The 19277-nt window shown below is 48.4% G+C and carries 14 protein-coding genes and 1 tRNA gene; 1 reads left to right on the forward strand and 14 read right to left on the reverse strand.

Annotated elements, in window-relative coordinates; all coding sequences use genetic code 11:
* Window positions 1-25: 25 nt before the first annotated feature.
* The 6 genes from htpG to QWI17_RS04055 form a co-directional block, all read right to left on the reverse strand.
* Window positions 26-1933: a molecular chaperone HtpG gene (gene htpG / locus QWI17_RS04030; RefSeq protein WP_302721225.1), complete on the reverse strand. Its 1908-nt coding sequence runs from the start codon at window positions 1931-1933 to the stop codon at window positions 26-28.
* Window positions 1934-2421: 488 nt separating this feature from the next.
* Window positions 2422-2784, reverse strand: coding sequence for a hypothetical protein (locus QWI17_RS04035; RefSeq protein WP_302721226.1), 363 nt, complete (start codon window positions 2782-2784; stop codon window positions 2422-2424).
* A gap of 1 nt (window position 2785) precedes the next feature.
* The gene (locus tag QWI17_RS04040; protein WP_302721227.1) at window positions 2786-3199 is read right to left on the reverse strand and encodes a hypothetical protein; all 414 of its coding nucleotides are present in this window, start codon (window positions 3197-3199) and stop codon (window positions 2786-2788) included.
* A 112-nt stretch (window positions 3200-3311) separates the two neighbouring features.
* Complete coding sequence (locus QWI17_RS04045; RefSeq protein WP_302721228.1) at window positions 3312-3896, reverse strand: hypothetical protein; 585 nt, start codon at window positions 3894-3896, stop codon at window positions 3312-3314.
* A gap of 732 nt (window positions 3897-4628) precedes the next feature.
* Complete coding sequence (locus tag QWI17_RS04050) at window positions 4629-7433, reverse strand: bifunctional aconitate hydratase 2/2-methylisocitrate dehydratase (RefSeq protein ID WP_302721229.1); 2805 nt, start codon at window positions 7431-7433, stop codon at window positions 4629-4631.
* Window positions 7434-8297: 864 nt separating this feature from the next.
* Window positions 8298-8374, reverse strand: a tRNA-Val gene (locus tag QWI17_RS04055).
* A gap of 209 nt (window positions 8375-8583) precedes the next feature.
* Between QWI17_RS04055 and QWI17_RS04060 the strand changes: the two genes are divergently transcribed.
* Window positions 8584-10524 (forward strand): polysaccharide biosynthesis protein, encoded by a 1941-nt coding sequence (locus tag QWI17_RS04060; protein ID WP_302721357.1) that lies wholly within the window; start codon window positions 8584-8586, stop codon window positions 10522-10524.
* Here the strand turns inward: QWI17_RS04060 and QWI17_RS04065 are convergent.
* The 8 genes from QWI17_RS04065 to rpsA form a co-directional block, all read right to left on the reverse strand.
* On the reverse strand, window positions 10517-11518 hold the full coding sequence (locus tag QWI17_RS04065; RefSeq protein WP_302721230.1) for an MraY family glycosyltransferase: 1002 nt from the start codon (window positions 11516-11518) through the stop codon (window positions 10517-10519). The genes QWI17_RS04060 and QWI17_RS04065 overlap by 8 nt on opposite strands.
* A complete protein-coding gene (locus tag QWI17_RS04070; protein WP_302721231.1) occupies window positions 11518-12465 on the reverse strand; it encodes an NAD-dependent epimerase/dehydratase family protein in 948 nt (315 codons plus the stop codon). Before QWI17_RS04070 ends, QWI17_RS04065 begins: the two co-directional genes overlap by 1 nt.
* Complete coding sequence (locus tag QWI17_RS04075; RefSeq protein ID WP_302721232.1) at window positions 12465-13877, reverse strand: mannose-1-phosphate guanylyltransferase/mannose-6-phosphate isomerase; 1413 nt, start codon at window positions 13875-13877, stop codon at window positions 12465-12467. The genes QWI17_RS04070 and QWI17_RS04075 overlap by 1 nt, the downstream gene beginning before the upstream one ends.
* Window positions 13878-13984: 107 nt before the next feature.
* The gene (locus QWI17_RS04080) at window positions 13985-15361 is read right to left on the reverse strand and encodes a UDP-glucose dehydrogenase family protein (protein ID WP_302721233.1); all 1377 of its coding nucleotides are present in this window, start codon (window positions 15359-15361) and stop codon (window positions 13985-13987) included.
* 74 nt (window positions 15362-15435) lie between these two features.
* Entirely contained in the window at window positions 15436-16626 is a 1191-nt protein-coding gene (gene lapB, locus QWI17_RS04085; protein ID WP_302721234.1) for a lipopolysaccharide assembly protein LapB, read from the reverse strand.
* Between the two features lies 1 nt (window position 16627).
* The gene (locus QWI17_RS04090) at window positions 16628-16927 is read right to left on the reverse strand and encodes a LapA family protein (protein WP_302721235.1); all 300 of its coding nucleotides are present in this window, start codon (window positions 16925-16927) and stop codon (window positions 16628-16630) included.
* A 47-nt stretch (window positions 16928-16974) separates the two neighbouring features.
* Window positions 16975-17265 carry an integration host factor subunit beta gene (ihfB, locus tag QWI17_RS04095; RefSeq protein ID WP_302721236.1) on the reverse strand — a complete coding sequence of 97 codons (291 nt, stop codon included), beginning with the start codon at window positions 17263-17265 and terminating at the stop codon, window positions 16975-16977.
* 231 nt (window positions 17266-17496) lie between these two features.
* Entirely contained in the window at window positions 17497-19176 is a 1680-nt protein-coding gene (gene rpsA, locus QWI17_RS04100) for a 30S ribosomal protein S1 (protein WP_302721237.1), read from the reverse strand.
* Between the last annotated feature and the right edge of the window lie 101 nt (window positions 19177-19277).

The following is a 19277-nucleotide window of genomic DNA, read 5'->3' on the forward strand; positions in this document are numbered from 1 at the left end:
AAGCCCGCTTGCGCGGGCTATTTAATCAGTTACTCAATTCCAGTAACAATTTATTGAGTTTCTTCACATAAGCCGCCGGATCGGTCAAGTGGGCGCCTTCGGCAAGGCTCGACTGATCAAACAACACATCAGACAGATCGGCGAAACGCTCCTCATCCTGCTCCTGATCGAGCTTCTGTACCAATGGATGCTCAGGGTTCAACTCAAAAATTGGCTTCGACTCGGGGACTTTTTGCCCGGCCTGCTCAAGCAAACGACGCATTTGCGCACCCATCTCGTTTTCAGGAACCACGACACACGCCGGCGAATCGGTCAGACGATGAGTAATGCGTACTTCTGCCACTTTTTCACCGAGCACCTTTTGCACTCTGTCTACCAGCGGCTTCATTGACTCTGCGACTTCTTCCTGAGATTTCTTTTCTTCCTCAGAATCCATGCCGCCCAAGTCGAGCTCGCCCTTACCAATATCGGTTAGAGACTTACCATCGAACTCCATTAAGTGGCTCATTAGCCAATCGTCTACGCGATCGGACAATAACAACACTTCGATGCCTTTCTTACGAAATACCTCAAGGTGTGGGCTGTTCTTTGCCGTATTGTGGTTATCTGCAGCAATGTAATAAATCTTGTCCTGACCCTCTTGCATACGACCGATGTACTCGTCCAGCGATTGATCTTTAGCATCGCTATCTGTATGGGTAGTCGCAAAGCGCAGCAATTTGGCAATTTTTTCCCGGTTGGCAAAATCCTCAGCCGGTCCTTCTTTGATCACCTCACCAAACTGGTTCCAGAACAATTGGTACTGCTCAGGCTCGTTTTTGGCAAGCTTGGTCAGCATATCCAACACGCGTTTGGTCAGAGCGGTACGCATCGAATCAATATTCGGATCTTTCTGTAATATTTCCCGTGACACATTCAACGACAGATCGTTTGAATCAACTACACCTTTAACAAAACGCAAATACAGTGGCAAAAATTGCTCTGCATCGTCCATAATAAAGGTACGCTGTACGTACAGTTTTAAGCCTCGAGCGCCGTCACGATTGTACAAATCGTAGGGCGCTCGTGCGGGAATATAGAGCAGGCTTGTGTAGTCAAGCTTGCCTTCAACCCGGTTGTGACTCCACGTCAGCGGGTCTTCGTAGTCATGACTAACATGCTTATAGAATTCTTTGTATTCGTCATCGCTCACCTCTGAGCGCGAACGCGTCCACATTGCCGTGGCGGTGTTGATCACTTCATCTTCTGGTTCCGCTGGAGTTTCTTCATCTTCCCCTACAGCCTGCTGCTTTTGCATCACTACGGGAATGGCAATGTGGTCGGAATATTTCTTGATGATTGAGCGCAAACGCCAATCGTCTAAAAATTCATCAGCGTCGCTTTTAATGTGCAACTCAATTGAGGTACCACGGCTGGTTTTCTCAATATTCTCAATCTCAAACTCTGCCTCACCGTCACACTCCCAGCGCACACCTTGGTCTGCCGCCTGCCCCGCTTTACGGGTGGTTACGACAACCTTATCGGCGACAATAAATGAGGAGTAAAAACCGACCCCGAACTGACCAATCAGCTGGGCATCTTTCTTATCATCACCGGTCAACTGCTCCATAAAGGCCGCCGTACCCGACTTGGCAATAGTGCCCAGGTTTTCAATGACTTCATCGCGGGTCATACCCACGCCATTATCACTAATCGTAATGGTCTTGGCGTCTTTATCTACGCTCACCCTTACCTGCAGGTCCGCATCACCTTCATACAGAGCATCATCCTTTACTGCGGCAAAGCGCAGCTTATCGGCGGCATCGGAGGCGTTAGAAACCAATTCGCGCAGGAAGATTTCACGGTTGGAGTACAGCGAGTGGATCATTAAATGCAAAAGCTGCTTAGCTTCTGTCTGAAATCCGCGGGTCTCTTTCTGGGCTTCTACAGTCATGGGGTATGCTCCTATCTACTAACAACAGGGCCCTAAGGCCTATTCATATCTGGGATAGTAAATGGGGGCAACGGGGAAGATTTCAAGCCTGATCATGTTTTGATCATTCATTGGCCAAATACCGAACGAAAATCAGCCAAAAACTCATATCTTATTGATTTAATGGGATTTTTAACAAAAAAAGAAATCGAGCAGTAGTGTGTGTCTTGGATCAGCCTTGTAAGCCTGCGTATTCCGAGGCAAACCGGGAGCGAAGCGAAGCGAAGGTTTGGCCTCGGCATGGGGCAATTGTAGGAATATTACTACGCCCTTAGAGTTTTGCATAAACATTAAACTATTGAAGACTTTAAGCGTCTTCAATTAAGCCTCACCATTCTAAATGAAACGCTCTGTGCGGGTCCACATGCAGGGTGTTGTGGGGGCTGGGGGCTGGAGGCTAGACACCTCCAGCTACCCGATTAGAACCTGATATTTTACTGAGTTCTATTTTAGAATGGGCATTCTTCATCTTCAGTTCCTCTGGAATTCAGAACCTCCCACATTTCATTTTGGTGTACCCAAATGGGATCTGCGCTTTGTACAATCCATTCGTCTTGACGAATGCCACCTATCATTGAGGGTCGCTTAACCCTTACTTGCATCCCATTCATGAAGACCCACATATACTTCTTTTGACGCTCTATTTTAGCCTTTTTCCTTGTCTTTTGTTGCGCTGGTGTAAGTTGTTTCTGTAATTTAGGCATAATGTTGATTGAGTTCTCACGCCCAGCACAGCGGCTGGCAACGCTGGCACGTGTTTGCGCAGCAATTTGAGTGACAGGTTTGACAGTCCGTTGCTGCTTGTTAGGCATGCTACTTGCCGCCCTGGTTAGATTTAAAATAGAACTCTTTAACACGCGATAATGGCATGCCATGAAATATCATGAGCAACGGTGTTGCGTAAACCATTAGTGGAAAAATAATAACTAATAGTTGATGTAAATGTGCTTTCTCATGCTCCGTGCTTACAGCCATAATACCAAGCCCATAGCCTATTGCTGCGCCGAATAATGCACAAACATGCAATAACAATTGTGATGGCCCGAGCCATTTAGGAGCTACTACAACCAATAGATCCTTTAACACCAGCAAGCTAAGAGGTATACCTGCAAAGAAAAACAATAAGAACCAAGCTGTAAGCCATGACTCATTGTCTGTACTCATTATGGCGAAACATAGCGCAGTAACGAATACTACAGTTGATATTGTTTTTGCTACGATGCTCATGTGTGCCTAACGCCGTTATAAGCAGTGGTTTTTCAGTTGTACTTTTTCCATAAAATGAAGCGAAGCGGAATGGCAAAAGTGCAACTGAAAAACCATCTGCTTGATAACTTTGTTATACATTTTTTAAGATTATTGGTTTCAGGGCTTCATGATTAACTTTTAACAACTTACCTTGTATTTCAAAACATTCAGACAATACTCTATAGCCAATAACTACACGCATTATTAAAGCAAATTGAATAGTCGCCTCCCTGCATCGCTTGATGGAGCGATCAAAATCTTCGAGGGTTGGCGAAGAGATTTTAGTGGATGCACCGCTTTTATTTAGGCCGGGTTTTGTTCCGGCGATGTGAAATAGTGTTTTTTCTTCTTCGGTTATTGAATAAGGCAACCAGTGTGAATGCAAAAATACATTTCTTTCTTCAATAATTACATGAAATTGACTAAAAACTTTGGAAAATACTTTTCTTTCTTCTTCATTTTTGGCCACGCTAACATTAACAAGTGCGTGCAGCTTTGAAAGTAAGGGCGCAGCAGTTAAGCCTTCCAGCAAAATTTCATAAACAGCCTCATTTTTCAAGCCCTGAGCATGTAGTATGCAAACAATGAGCGAACGAATGGATTCACAAAAGTCCTCAAACGCAATGACATAACGTCCAAGCATTTCATACATCTGCTCTTCTTTTTCAAATGCCATATGGTCGCCTAGTTTGTATAACAGTTACTTCAAAACACTAAGTAAAATCCCCCGCGACAATGTAACACCCCGATAAGTTAGACGAAAAAGTGTTGCTAAGCAATTGATATTACTAGACAAGGAGCTATTTTTGACAGTTCCCTGTCCGAGAAAAGAAAGACTTTTTCTTTATAATTGTGACTGTATTCGTTTTCTTTGATCTGGATAACCCCTATGCAACCTAATGATTGTATTGCGGTTTTTACGACCCTCCCTCGAATTGGCGTCAAACTTTGCTTAAAGCTACGTGAAAATGCATAAGAATTGGGCAACCACCCACCAATCAAATTCAGCTACGAAGCCCTCTTTCCCCATCTCATCCAGCCGAATTCGAGTCATTTTTGTGGGTTAATTGCACACGGACGTGCAATTAAGGAAAAGCGCTGGGACAAGGTGAATGACTCGCAGAGGCAGAGAGAGCAGCCTGGGCTGACGCGATCTTTTCCGACCCTCAAAATTGGCTTGAATTCGGGAACCCGCAGGGCTGAGAAGTGCGGGGCTGGTTTTTTGGGTACTTTTTGCAGTAAAAAGTACCTCGCCCGCCCGGCGAAAGAGGGCAAAACTAGAAAAAAGTCTGATGTCCGACGCCTGATGACTGACGCAAAAGAACTCGCACTAAGCCCCCCAACAAACAAAAAAAAATGCGCACCTAAACAGGTGCGCATTTCGCAAAAGCCCTGACTAAATTAAAACCTAAACCACCTTAACCGGCTCAGCTTTCACATCAGTCGTCATGGCTTCAGCCGGCGGACGGAAATCCGTTAGCTTGATATCGCGAACCGCTGCCACATACTCATCCTTTGTAGGCATACGACCCAGCACGGCTGACAATACCACCAACGGCGTCGAGCCCAGCAGTGACTCACCTTTCTTGTCGTTACTGTCAGCCACTACACGGCCCTGGAACAAACGCGTAGAAGTTGCCAGTACGGTGTCACCCGGCTCGGCTTTTTCCTGGTTCCCCATACACAGGTTACAACCGGGGCGCTCCAGGTACATAATATTTTCGTACTTGGTACGCGCTTCGCCTTTGGGGTGGCTGTCGTCGAACTCAAAACCGGAGTATTTCTGCAATATCGCCCAGTCGCCCTCGGCCTTTAGCTCGTCCACAATGTTGTAGGTCGGCGGTGCCACTACCAATGGTGCTTTAAACTCAACGGCGCCTTTATCGGATTCGATATTGCGCAGCATCTGGGCGATGATTTGCATATCGCCTTTGTGCACCATGCACGAACCTACGAAGGCTAAATCAACGGTCTTGTTGCCGCCGTAGTATGAAACGGGGCGAATGGTGTCGTGCGTGTAACGCTTCGACGGATCGTCGTTATTCACGTCTGGGTCGGCAATCATTGGCTCGTTGATCTGATCCAAATCAACGACAACTTCAGCGAAGTATTTCGCGTTGTTGTCAGGCTTAAGCGCCGGGTTGGTGCCGGACTTGATTTCTTCAATACGCTTGTCAGCCAGTGCGATCAAACCGGCAAGGGTTTTCGCCTCATTATCCATACCCTTATCAATCATGATTTGGATACGGCTCTTAGCCAATTCGAGAGAGCCAATCAGTGTATCGTCATTGGAAATACAGATGGAGGCTTTCGCCTTCATCTCGGCCGTCCAGTCGGTGAAGGTAAACGCTTGGTCAGCCAGCAAAGTACCAATGTGCACTTCGATAACACGTCCCTGGAAGACGTTTTCGCCACCAAATTGCTTCAGCATTTGCGCCTGGGTCGCGTGTACCACATCGCGAAAATCCATGTGGTCAGCCATTTCACCTTTAAAGGTGACTTTGACTGAGTCGGGAATCGGCATGGCCGACTCACCTGTGGCCAAAGCGATCGCAACCGTGCCCGAGTCGGCACCGAAGGCAACGCCTTTTGACATACGGGTGTGGGAGTCACCGCCAATAATAATGGCTTGATCGTCAACCGTAATATCGTTCAACACCTTGTGAATCACGTCGGTCATGGCGTGGTATTGCCCTTTAGGGTCACGCGCGGTAATCAGGCCGAAGTTGTTCATAAACGACATTAAGCGAGGGATATTCGCCTGGGCTTTTTTATCCCACACAGAGGCGGTGTGACAACCTGACTGGTAGGCGCCATCGAGTGATGGCGAAATCACTGTTGCCGCCATAGACTCCAATTCTTGCGACGTCATCAGACCGGTGGTGTCTTGCGAGCCGACAATGTTCACTTTAACGCGAACATCGGAACCTGCGTGCAGGGGTGTATCCGATGCCACGCCAACGGCGTTTTTGTTAAAGATTTTTTCAACGGCGGTCAGGCCTTGCCCCTCGTGCGAAATCTCTTTAGAAGGGGCGTATACGCTAGCTGGCTCAACCCCGAGCACTTCAGCGGCAAAGGTTTGTAGCTTCTTACCAAAAACCACAGCGTAGGAGCCGCCAGCGCGCATAAACTCGACTTTTTGCGGGGTAAAAGCATCGGCCACATCGGCGACCACACTGCCGTCTTTGTACAGCTTTTTCTCTTGGGTGTTGATGCTCAGCACTGTGCCTGTGGCAACAGAGTAGACCTCTTCCAGTACAGGGTCGCCGGCCTCGTTAGTCACTACATTGCCGTCGGCGTCGGTCTTTTTCACCCAGTTTTTCAGGTCTAAACCAATACCGCCGGTTACACCAACGGTGGTCAAGAAGATTGGGGAGATACCGTTGGTACCCGCCACAACCGGCTTCATATTCACAAATGGAATGTATGGACTGGCGGGCTCGCCGGCCCACAGTGCCACATTGTTAACACCGGACATACGCGATGACCCCACACCCATGGTGCCCTTCTCGGCCACCAACATAACTTTCTTGCCTGGGTGCTCGGCCTGTAAGGCTTGAATCTTTTGTTGAGCTTCCGGGGTGATCATGCACTGGCCGTGCAGCTCACGGTCGGAGCGAGAGTGGGCTTGATTGCCTGGCGACAGTAAGTCGGTGGAGATATCGCCAACCGCTGCTACATAAGTCACAACATCGACAGTCTCTTCCAGCTCGGGAAGTTTGGTGAAGAATTCGGCCTGGGCGTAGCTTTGCAGAATGTCTTTGGCAATGGCATTGCCTGCTTTATAGGCTTTGCTTAAGCGTTCGTAATCGGCTTCGTACAAAAACACCTGAGTTTTCAGTACGTCGGCAGCGGGCTTCGCAACAGCCTCATCGTCGCTTAGCGCTAAGTCCAGCAACACTTCGATGGACGGGCCCCCTTTCATGTGCGAAAGCAGTTCAAACGCAAACTCTGGGGTAATTTCGGCGACTTTTTCTTCGCCCAGAATAATTTCTTTTAAGAACGTTGCTTTAACGCCTGCAGCACTGGTGGTACCCGGCAGAGTGTTATAGATGAAGAACTTCAGTGAGTCTTCGCGATGCTCATGATCGACATCTTTGATTTGCTCGATGATTTCAGACAGCAAATCAGCGCTGTCGATGGGTTTTGGCTGTAAGCCTAACTCCGTCTTGCGGGTTTCAATTTCAGCCAAATACTCTGCATACAAACTCATAAAACTTCTCCTGACTCGACTCGTTATACCAGCGCTGTTCTTTGTATCGCCATACTTACGGACACCATAAGCTTCTAAGAAAAACCGGGCTTATTTGAGCGCCATAAGCCTATTCACCTAGGCAAAACAACACCACAGCAGGCCATCACTCGTTACTTTGGGGGTTTAATCACCACAATGGGGGTTTGCCATACACCCCTCTAGTACGCCTAGCCATGCGACCAGGCACACAAACCAACCGAATACGTGTTCAGCTCAGACCAATACGGCTAGACCGCTGATCAACGATCTACTCGTATTCATACGCGTTGCGTCAGCCTGATCGGCAAAACTTAAACCAGCTTGTCATTGCAGTGGCACATAGGTAGGTACGGCAACACGGTGGCCAATACTTTCCTGTTGCTGACTGTATCAACAAACAGACTCAGTAGGTGTGTACCTCACCCCACCAGTTCATAGTGGGTAGATACTGGGCTCGCATCATACAGACTGCCGTCAAAAATGACTATATGCAGGGCAATATCCGTTCATATTATTGCCCTGAAGCCAGGGAGGATACACCTAAACAGTTCATACTATAGGTGGCCTGTAAGGCCAATAAAATCAGGGGGCATTAGAGCAACCTGCCGAAACTTGCGCAGCAGCTTAGCCACTCAAGCGTCTTTGGGCCTCAACCAAGCCGCCAAGCTTCAGTGATCTAATATTCGGGTGCCTGAGGCAAAGTAAGAAAGCGAAACTAGCCCCCCGCCATTAATCCCCCGTTCAGCTTGCCATTGGTAAACTCGCAGCCATTGAGCAAACATAGGACAAAGATCGGCCAAATGCCCGCAGAGCAATATAAGATGCTGAATTCAAAGGAAAAATTGGTACGACCGAGTGGACTCGAACCACCGACCCCCACCATGTCAAGGTGGTGCTCTAACCAACTGAGCTACGGTCGTACAGAAGGAAGCTGAGCAAGGAGCTCAACTGGGGCGCGACTTTACCAAGAGGCGCCAAAGCTGGCAAGTCTTTTTAGTGTTATAAAATAACAAATTGTTACAGTTTCTCTATTTCTATAAAGCATAATAGGCAAAGTGTATAATGAAACTCACTCTTTTCCAGCATTTACCGTATAATTGCCGGACGTAAGGATACAGATCGCGTGTTTATGACCACCGGGACATTGTTGATGCTAAAAGCGTTATTCGAGTCATCCAGAACGACCAAACGTCTGATTTCTCTTGCCTACGACACACTGGCAATCACTTTTGCACTCTATATATCGATATGCCTGCGCCTAGGCACCTTGGATATACCGCTTACCCAGCGTGAATTTGGCACTCTGGCTATCACGATTGTTTTTACCCTCGCCGCTTTTATTAAAATGGGTATGTACCGCGCAATTTTGCGCTATATGACTCCTCAGGCCCTCAATACCGTTTTTCTGGGCAGTTGTTTTTCAGCGCTAACCCTGGCGGTTGGTAGTTTCTATACGCACTCGTTTATACCCCGCTCGGTACCCTTTATTTACCTAACCGTAAGCCTGATTTTGTTGGGTGGCCCCCGCTTGCTTGTACACCATATAGCAATGCTACTAAATGGCACGCGAGTGGGGAATCGTGAGCCTGTGGTTGTATACGGCGCCGGTTACACGGGGCACCAGTTGCGACTTGCACTGAAAGCCACGAACTACAAAGTAGTCGCTTTCGTCGACGACGATCTGGCTCGTCAAGGCTCGGTATTCGCCAATATAAAGGTACAAAGCCCTTATCAATTGCCCGAGATAATCAAGAAAAGTAACGCAACCCGCGTGCTGTTAGCCCTCGGTAATACGCCGCACTCGCGCCGCGCACAGATCATTAAACGCCTTGAGCCGCTGGGGGTTACCGTGCAAACAGCCCCGGCTATACCCGATCTAATTAGCGGTCGAGCCCGTATTGAGCATATCAGAGATGTAGATATTGAGGATTTACTGGGCCGTGACCCGGTTAAAGCCAACTCCGAACTACTGAGTGCCTGCATTGCTAACAAGGTTGTCATGGTGACGGGCTCCGGTGGCTCAATTGGCAGTGAGCTGTGTAGGCAAATAATACAGCAAGCCCCTAAGCGCATTGTTCTTTTTGAATTAAACGAATACAGCCTATACCGCCTGGAATCTGAGCTAAAAAATATAGCCAAAAAGAAGCATATAGACGTCGAAATCGTTCCTCTGCTTGGCTCAGTACAGCGTGAACACCGTGTCGAAACCATCATGAAGACCTTTTCTGTGCAAACGGTCTACCATGCCGCTGCCTACAAACATGTCCCCTTGGTAGAACACAACATTGTTGAGGGTGTGCGCAATAATGTATATGGCACTTGGTATACCGCCGAAGCTGCCATACGCGCTGGGGTAGAATCATTTGTATTAATTTCTACCGATAAAGCCGTTCGCCCTACGAATATAATGGGCGCCTCAAAGCGTATGGCAGAGCTAGTGTTGCAGGGCCTCTCCCAACGTCAATCATCCACTCGCTTTACCATGGTACGGTTTGGCAATGTATTAGGGTCTTCCGGTTCAGTTGTACCGCTGTTTCGTCAACAAATAAAAGCTGGGGGGCCCGTTACCGTGACTCACCCGGAAATAATTCGCTATTTTATGACCATCCCCGAAGCTGCCGAACTGGTAATACAGGCAGGCTCTATGGGTACCGGTGGTGACGTTTTAGTATTAGACATGGGAGAGCCGGTCAAAATTGATGATCTGGCCAAACGTATGATTCATCTGTCTGGCCTAACGGTTAAATCAGACATTGAACCGGATGGCGATATAGAAGTTGCCTATACTGGGCTTCGTCCCGGTGAAAAATTGTACGAAGAATTACTGATAGGTGACAACGTCAGCGGCACCGACCACGACCGAATTATGCGTGCCGAGGAATATTGCCTAACCTGGACCGAAACTCAAGCCATCTTGGACGAGCTGGATACAGCGTGCCACGACTACAGTTGCGACAAGGTGAGAGAGTTGTTGATGATTGCGCCCACCGGATACACAACCCAAGAAGAGCTGGGCGATGCCGTCTGGTTACACAAATCACGAAGCGCGCCTTTACGTGTGGTTAAGTAGTCGATTTCTGCATTTTTTCAGGTGTACCCGCTTTCAGCATTAAAGCAATTGATACCAAGGGCGTGTACGCGATCAAAAGCCCTTTAGCGCCAGATACGGCACCAGCCACCACGGCCATTGCCCATGGCAACAGCCACAGCATATTAATCGTTAGAATCACCAGCGTCACTTTAGTGTGCGACTTAAGTATTCGTGATGCGTATTGATAAGCATGCGTTCGATGGGCGTCAAAAATACGTTGTCGTTGGATGAGCCTTCTTAGCAACGTGCAGGTTGAATCAGCAACAAACACACCGAGCATAATGACTAGCGCCCAGAACTGCTGAACATTTTCGCTGGCAACACAATACACACTAAACCCAGCAAACAATGCCCCAAGAAAGGCACTGCCCGTATCCCCCATAAATATTTTCGCATTGGGAAAATTCCAGACAAGAAACCCCAGGCTGGCACCGGTAAGCAGCAAGAAGTACATGCTCCAGCCAGCGCTAACCGAGCCCAGCAAAAATGTCATGGCAAGAGACACACTGACCGCCTCGATTCCCGCCAAACCATTAATACCATCCATAAAGTTGTAAAGATTGGTACACCATATGTACCAAAGTATAAGTAACAGTAACAATAACGGGCCACTTAACTGAAATACTTCCAAGCTAAGTGTGGCCGGATAAAAAACTAATGTAACCAAAATCGCCGCGGCCAACTGAACGGCCAAGCGGAGTCTTCTGGAAGCTTGCTTATAGTCATCGTAAAAACCGACCAGGCCAATCATCAACGATGACAGAAGCAGTGGCCAAGCCTGCTGTACAGGCAGAAGGAACACTCCGCCTATAATCGCGACTAACACAATTGAGAGTCCACCACCTCTAGGCGTAACGGCGGTGTGCGAGCTACGCTCACCTGGCACATCCAGTATATTTAGGCGGTTAACCACCAACATAGCTACTGCGGTAAGCGTCACCCCGAATAAAAATCCAGACAATAGATACCACATTAACACTTCTCCGATGCCGTCAAACTGCTGCGAGCAAACTCCTTTAAGCCATCTTGGGTATTCACTTTAGGCTGCCATTGCAGCCTTTGGCTAAGCTTGGAAATATCGACCGTGAGATTACCTGTTAACTTATCAAACTTATCAGACTGCCCGAGGATAAACATTGACAGCTTCAGCAGTGGTACTGGAATAGGTATGGATTTAAATCTTCCGCCGATACCTTCAGATAAACAGGCCATAATTTCAGACGTGGAAAGCTCTTCGCCGTCACCCGCCAAAAACATCTCGTTATACGCTCTAGGGTTATTAATCGTACGCATTAAAATGTCGGCTAGATTGTCAATCCCCAGCAAACTGCGCTTGTTCCTAACTCGCGCCAACGGTACTGGAAAACCAGAATTGACGAACCTTAACAGGCTTCGCATGTTGCCCTTACAACCTAAACCGTAAACCAATGGCAGGCGTAGCACCGTAACTTTTAAAGCGCTTTCGCGGGCAGCTTGCCAAAGAGTCTGCTCGGCCATCATCTTCGATTCAGCGTATGCAGATACAGGTGCGGGCTCGTCGTGTTCCGTATAGTGGCGGGATACGCCATTACCATTCACTCCAATTGAACTCAAAAAAATAAAATGTGTCACGCCTGCAGCTCCGGCAGCGATTGCCAACTTCTCGGTAAAGCCAACATTCACGTGATAAAATTCCTTAACTTGTCGGGCATCTGGTTTTGCAATATGAGCCAACCCCGCAGTATGAATAATGGCCGTGTAGCCTTTTAATTTATGAGCTAATTCGGCCACTGATTCGCCCGCACGCAATTGCAGCTGCGCAGAATCTGTGAGCGAGTGTGATGCCCCGGCTACGGCATACTGACCATTAGACAGACTTTTTATCAAGGAGCTGCCGATAAATCCCTGCGCGCCAGTAACAAGAACATTTACCTCAGTCATTACTGATCACGACTCTCAATGTAGTTATTGGTAAAGCGAACCACATCATCGTCGCCAAAATAATCTCCAGTCTGTACTTCGATAATCTCCAAGATTGCATTTGACGTATTGCGCAACGAATGTACATCACCCGCTTCAATGTAAACTGATTCATTCTTGCAAAGTTTACGCGTAGTGCCCCCCACACTAACTTCGGCCTCACCTTCGACAACGACCCAATGCTCCGCTCGATATTTGTGGACTTGCAGCGCTATACTGGCGGCGGGCTTCACCCTAACGTGTTTAACCTGATAGTGCTCACCGAGGTTCATCACCTCTACACTCCCCCAAGGTCGGTGGACAAGTGCGTGACGTCGATGTTCTGAACGGCCAGATTGTTTAATTTGAGAGACGATTTCTTTAACGCCCTGCCCCTTATTAATATCCATAACCAGCAGGGCATCCTGAGTGTCGATAATCGCTAAATTGTTAACACCCAAAGTACTGACCAGTCTCGATGTAGAGTAAATCAGGGAATCCTTAGTATCCTCGACAATCACATCACCGAGTGCCGCGTTACCAGCTTTGTCCTTAGGTAACGCATCCAATACTGAATCCCAACTCCCAATATCGCTCCAGTCGCCATCATAAGGAACTACCACGCCTCGCTTGGTTCGCTCCATTACGGCGACGTCGATTGACAGCGACGGCGATCGCTTAAAAGATTCCTCTTCCGCCCGGACAAAATCGAGATCAACGTATTTATTGTCGAGTGATTTGCTAATACAGCGGTAAATTTCTGGCTCATAATGCTCAACTTCTTGCAGTAATGCGCCCGAGTCAAACAGAAACATGCCACTGTTCCAATAATAGTTACCTGCCGCCATATAACCTTCAGCGGTGGCTCGATCGGGTTTTTCATGAAACGCGCGAATATCGCTTACGTCACCAAAGCTTTGCGCCTCAATATAACCGTATCCGGTTTCGGGGTACTGAGGCACAACGCCAAAAGTAACTATTTTTCCCTCTTTAGCGGAGGCCAGGCCCTTGTCGATGGCTGCGCTAAAAGCGTCAACATTATCGATTAGGTGGTCCGCTGGTAATGCCAAAACTGTCGCCCCAGGATATTGCTTTGCGGCAAAGGCGGCGGCCAGAGCTATTGCTGGTGCGGTGTTCCGAGCCGCAGGCTCGAGCAAAATATCACAGAGCTTGCCCATTTCACTGACTTGCTGTGCGATTAAAAAGCGATGATCATTGTTGCAGACAATTATAGGACGTGCGTCAATACCGCAGGCCTCTACGCGCATGAGGGTTTTTTGAATGAGGCTGGCATTCGCATCGGTTAAGTTGAGACACTGCTTAGGGAATAACTCTCGTGACATAGGCCACAGGCGGTTACCAGCCCCACCGGCCAGCAAAACAGGAACGATCATATAGAGACTCTAATTATCAGAAATGTCGAAAACGTACCCTAGCGGCCACGCCTATGTAAACATGGCCGCTATTTTGACATAACGATGACAATTAGAAAACGTAAGAGCTAAACGGCCTCTGACACAAGATGGTCAGCGAAGGCATCAATAATCACTGGCGCTCGACCTACCGAGTAGTAATTAAGCCCACGCGTGGCAATACGCGCTGGATCATAGACATTGCGCCCATCGAAAATGACTCTATCGGTAAGGCTGCGGCCTATTAAATCGAAGTCGGGCGCACGAAAAATTTGCCATTCCGTGACAACCACCAGCGCATCCGCGCCTGACAATGCAGCCTCTTTGGTACCACACAGACGAAAATCACTGCGCTGACCGTAAATGCGTTGAGCCTCGTCCATGGCCTCAGGATCATAAGCCTGTACCGTTGCCCCCGCCTTCCACAAAGCCTCCATCAGGACCCGTGCCGGAGCCTCTCGCATATCATCCGTATTCGGCTTAAAGGCCAAACCCCACAGCGCAAACGTTTTGCCCTTGAGGTCACGCCCATAATAATCAGCTATTTTGGCAAATAAGGTTTGTTTTTGCAGGCGATTGCGAGACTCGACAGCCTGCAATATTTTGGGCTCAAATCCGGCCTGGCTGGAGGTGTGAATCAGGGCCTGTACGTCTTTAGGGAAACAGGAACCACCGTAACCCACACCCGGGTATATAAAGTGATAACCTATGCGAGGATCGCTGCCGATCCCCATACGCACGGACTCGATATCCGCCCCGAGCCTTTCCGCAAGATTCGCCACTTCGTTCATAAAGCTGATTTTAGTGGCCAGCATGCAGTTTGCCGCGTATTTGGTGAGCTCAGCGCTGCGCTCATCCATCACCATGATTTTTTCCCGATTGCGGTTAAACGGCGCGTATATTTCACGTATTACCGCTTCGGCTTGTTTATCAGTGGTACCCACGATAATACGATCGGGCTTCATACAATCTGATACCGCGGAGCCTTCTTTGAGGAATTCGGGATTGGATACAACAGGACAGTGGATATCTGAAAACCGCTGTCTCGCTCGCAAGGCTTGATGAATGATGTTGGCGACTTTATCGGCAGTACCAACAGGAACTGTGGACTTATTGACGACCACCGCCGAGCGCTCCAAATGCTGGCCTATTGTCTCAGCGACCTGCAGGACATATTGCGTATCAGCGGCGCCAATTTCATCGGATGGGGTGCCCACAGCAATGAATTGAACCTCGCCATGACGCACCCCCTGCGCGGCATCTGTTGAAAAAGACAAGCGGCCAGAGTTGTAGTTCTCGACCACCAGACTTTCAAGCCCCGGCTCATAGATGGGGATGTTGCCTTGCATCAGCGCTTCGAGCTTTTCGCTGTCGATATCAACACACACAACTTGATGCCCTACTTCGGCCAACACTGCAGCCTGCACCAAGCCAACATAACCTACGCCAAAAACTGTAACCTTCATATTGAATCTACCGTTGCATGTTTCTACACGCCAATCAGTAAATCAATGAAGTCTTACATTTTTGTTAAAAGCTCTCATTCCCCAGCCACACCACGAATCGGCTTAACCGTACCCCAAGACTTGCATCCCGGACACAACCAATGCAATGCGTTGCCGGTAAAACCGCACTTATTGCAACAAAAGCTGGGTTTTTCGGCCACGACACGATCAACCAGTTGTTTCAACAACTGCAAGTTCTCTCTCCCGCGGCCTTCGGAATGCGGTAAATAGAGCTCAACCAGTCGATTCAAGGTGCGAATACTGGGCCGCTCTTTCAATCGCTCGGCAATAAAGTCTGCAGCGGCGTAATCATCCTGCTCCCAACGAAGTCTTTCGGCAACTTTTAGAACCAAACTGTTACTCGGATGGCGCTCCAAAAGCGCCAGTAAATACTTTTGCAGGGCCTGTGGCTCACCTAATTTATCGTAGCACTCGCACACCATATCAAGCCCCATAAGCAAATAGTCCGCATCTTGGTCGGGCACTTTATGCAAATGCGATAGGGCCTCACGAAAACGCCCCTGGCCTAATTCTAGCTTTGCGAAAAGCAGACTCGCGCGTGCTGACTTGCCATCGAATTTAAGCGCTTCAAGTAAATGACTGCGGGCTTTCGCCCAACTTTTGTGGTGTATATCCTCTTGTGCCTGCTCACAGGCAAAATGCGATTTTAATTCCCCAAGACTTGCACCAGAGCGCGATCGATATTGCTTAACATCCATCTGATTAGCAGCAGCAATGGCCTTATCCCACTCATTTTCGTCCTGGTATATTTCCACCAAATGTTCTAACGAGGACTGCTTGTAGGTCGGTGATACCTTTACCAGCTCTACAAGTAAGGCTTCCGCCCTGTCGAGCAGGCCAGATTTCACATAGTCACGCGCCAGCTCTAACTGGGATTCGTGTTGCTGACGGGTATTGAGTCCGGGGCGTGCCAGTAAATTTTGATGCACTTTAATGGCCTTGGTAACCTCGCCGCGACGGCGCAGCATATTACCCAAGGCGAGGTGCGTTTCGAGCGTATCGCTGTTGACCTCCAGCGCGCCAATAAAGGCATCTATGGCGCTGTCGGGCTGCTCATTGAAAAGATAACTTAAGCCTTTGTAGTAATTAAGTGCGTAATCCTTCGGGTAATGATCCTTAGCCCGGTCACGAAGAGAGAGTCGACCAAAGAAAAAACCTGCGGCGATACCCAGAAAAAGTAAAAGAAAGGTGGCGATGTCGCCCATATCAATCCCGCAAACTTTGACTTCTTAGCAGCTGGACTTCTTGTTCCAATTGTCGATTCTGTCGGAGCAAGACCGATACTTTACGCTTGTGACGCAAGTTTGGCAGCAGGCTGATTGTAATCCCGGCCAGCAGCCCCGCCAGACAAAAGACTAATAACCAGACCCCGAGTGAATACTCGGGCAGAGATATCCCAAAAATGACGACAGGAACCGCAATGTCATTTTCAAGATTAAATAGATAACCCCAAAACAGAGCCGCTATTAAAATAAATACATAAACCCAAAAGCCTATTGTCCTCATGGAACCCTCTTACGAACAAACGGCGATACTGAGCGACTTGCCAAGCATTAGGCGTTAATACTTTCATTAACTCGATCGCGCATTTCTTTACCCGGTTTGAAGTGCGGCACATACTTGCCTTCTAGCTCTACCGCTTCACCCGTCTTAGGGTTTCTACCCATACGGGGTGCACGATAATGCAAAGAAAAGCTACCAAAGCCTCGGATTTCTATTCGGTCACCCTCCGCGAGGCGGTCCGACATATAGTCCAACAGCAGTTTGACGGCCAATTCAACATCCCTGACGGGCAGATGGTCTTGCTTTTCCGATATATACTCAATCAACTCAGATTTCGTCATGCCTTGATCTCGATTGTACGTTTTTGTCCAGGCAAATAAAGCAAACTGGGGATCGAAACTTAGCTTATAACGGACTTAGGATAGATACAATACTTAAAACTAGCATTATGAAAACTTTGTAAGTTGTTGATCTAAAATAATAATACCTAAAACACCAAATTTTGGCTGAATATCCTTTAGATACAAAAAAGGCCGGCATCTCTGCCGGCCTTCTCTTAGCTCAGACTAAACTCAGTCTTTCGCTTCCATCTGCGCCTTGATCAGGTCACCCAGGGTGGCGGGCTGAGCCTGTTCAGACTGCTTAGTTGAGTGCTCCTTAACGGCAGCTTTCTCTTCAGCAACATCTTTAGACTTGACGGACAGGCTGATAGCGCGGTTTTTACGGTCTACGCTAATGATCTTAGCTTCGACTTCTTCACCTTCTTTCAGCACGTTGCGAGCATCTTCAACCTTCTCGCGTGACAATTCAGAGGCCTTAAGTACAGCCTCTACATCATCTGCCAGAGTGATAATCGCGGCTTTTGCGTCAACTTCTTTAACGGTACCCGTTACGATGGCGCCTTTATCATTCTCAGCTACATACTCAGAGAATGGATCGGCTTCCAGCTGCTTGATACCCAGCGAGATGCGCTCACGCTCTGGATCGATAGCAAGAACAACGGTTTCAATCTCGTCGCCTTTCTTGTACTTGCGAACGGCTTCTTCACCCGCTTCGTGCCAAGAGATGTCAGAAAGGTGAACCAAACCGTCAATACCGCCGTCCAGACCAATGAAGATACCGAAATCGGTGATCGACTTAATCTTACCGGTGATTTTGTCGCCTTTGGCGCAGGTGCGAGCAAACGCGTCCCAGGGGTTTTCCTGACACTGTTTAACACCCAGCGAAATACGACGACGCTCTTCGTCGATATCCAAGATCATCACTTCAATCTCGTCGCCAACGTTAACGACTTTAGATGGGTGGATGTTCTTGTTGGTCCAATCCATTTCAGAGACGTGAACCAGACCTTCAACACCTTCTTCCAGCTCGGCGAAACAACCGTAGTCAGTCAGATTGGTTACCACGGCTTTAACGCGGGCACCCTCTGGGTAACGACCGGTGATTTGCAACCATGGATCTTCACCCAATTGCTTCAGACCCAAAGAAACGCGATTGCGCTCACGGTCGAACTTCAGCACTTTAACGTCGATTTCGTCACCAACGTTAACGATTTCGCCTGGGTGCTTAATGCGCTTCCAGGCCATATCGGTAATGTGCAGCAGGCCGTCAACACCGCCCAGATCTACGAACGCACCGTAGTCGGTCAGATTCTTAACGATACCCTTAACAACCATACCTTCTTGCAGGGTTGCCAACAGTTCTTCGCGCTCTGCAGAGTTTGCTTGCTCCAGCACCGCGCGGCGAGATACCACAACGTTGTTGCGCTTCTGATCGAGCTTGATCACTTTAAATTCTAATTCTTTGCCTTCCAGGTGCGCGGTTTCGCGCACAGGGCGAACGTCAACCAAAGAGCCAGGCAAGAAGGCGCGAATGCCAGCAACGTCAACGGTGAAACCACCTTTAACCTTGCCATTGATAACACCTTTAACGACTTCATCGGCAGAATGTGCGGCTTCAAGCACTTTCCATGCTTCAGCGCGCTTGGCTTTTTCGCGAGACAGGCGAGTCTCACCGAAACCATCTTCTACGGTTTCCAGGGCAACTTGTACTTCATCGCCCACTTCCAGCTTAACTTCGCCGTTCTCATCAGCGAACTGGTTAGCCGGGATAACGCCTTCAGATTTCAGACCTGCGTGTACAGTCACCCAGTCTTTATCCACATCAATAACAACACCAGTCACAATAGTGCCAGGGGCCATTTCGACGGTTTTCAAGCTCTCTTCAAATAACTCTGCAAAACTCTCAGTCATGGTCACAAAAATACCTGTATAAGTGCCGTTCGCGATGCCCGAAAGGGGTATCCGACACGGCGCCGTACTGCCAGTAGTACGGGTCGATTGATTGATACGAT

This window comes from Gilvimarinus gilvus (genome assembly GCF_030518155.1).
Classification (GTDB): Bacteria; Pseudomonadota; Gammaproteobacteria; order Pseudomonadales; family Cellvibrionaceae; genus Gilvimarinus; species Gilvimarinus gilvus.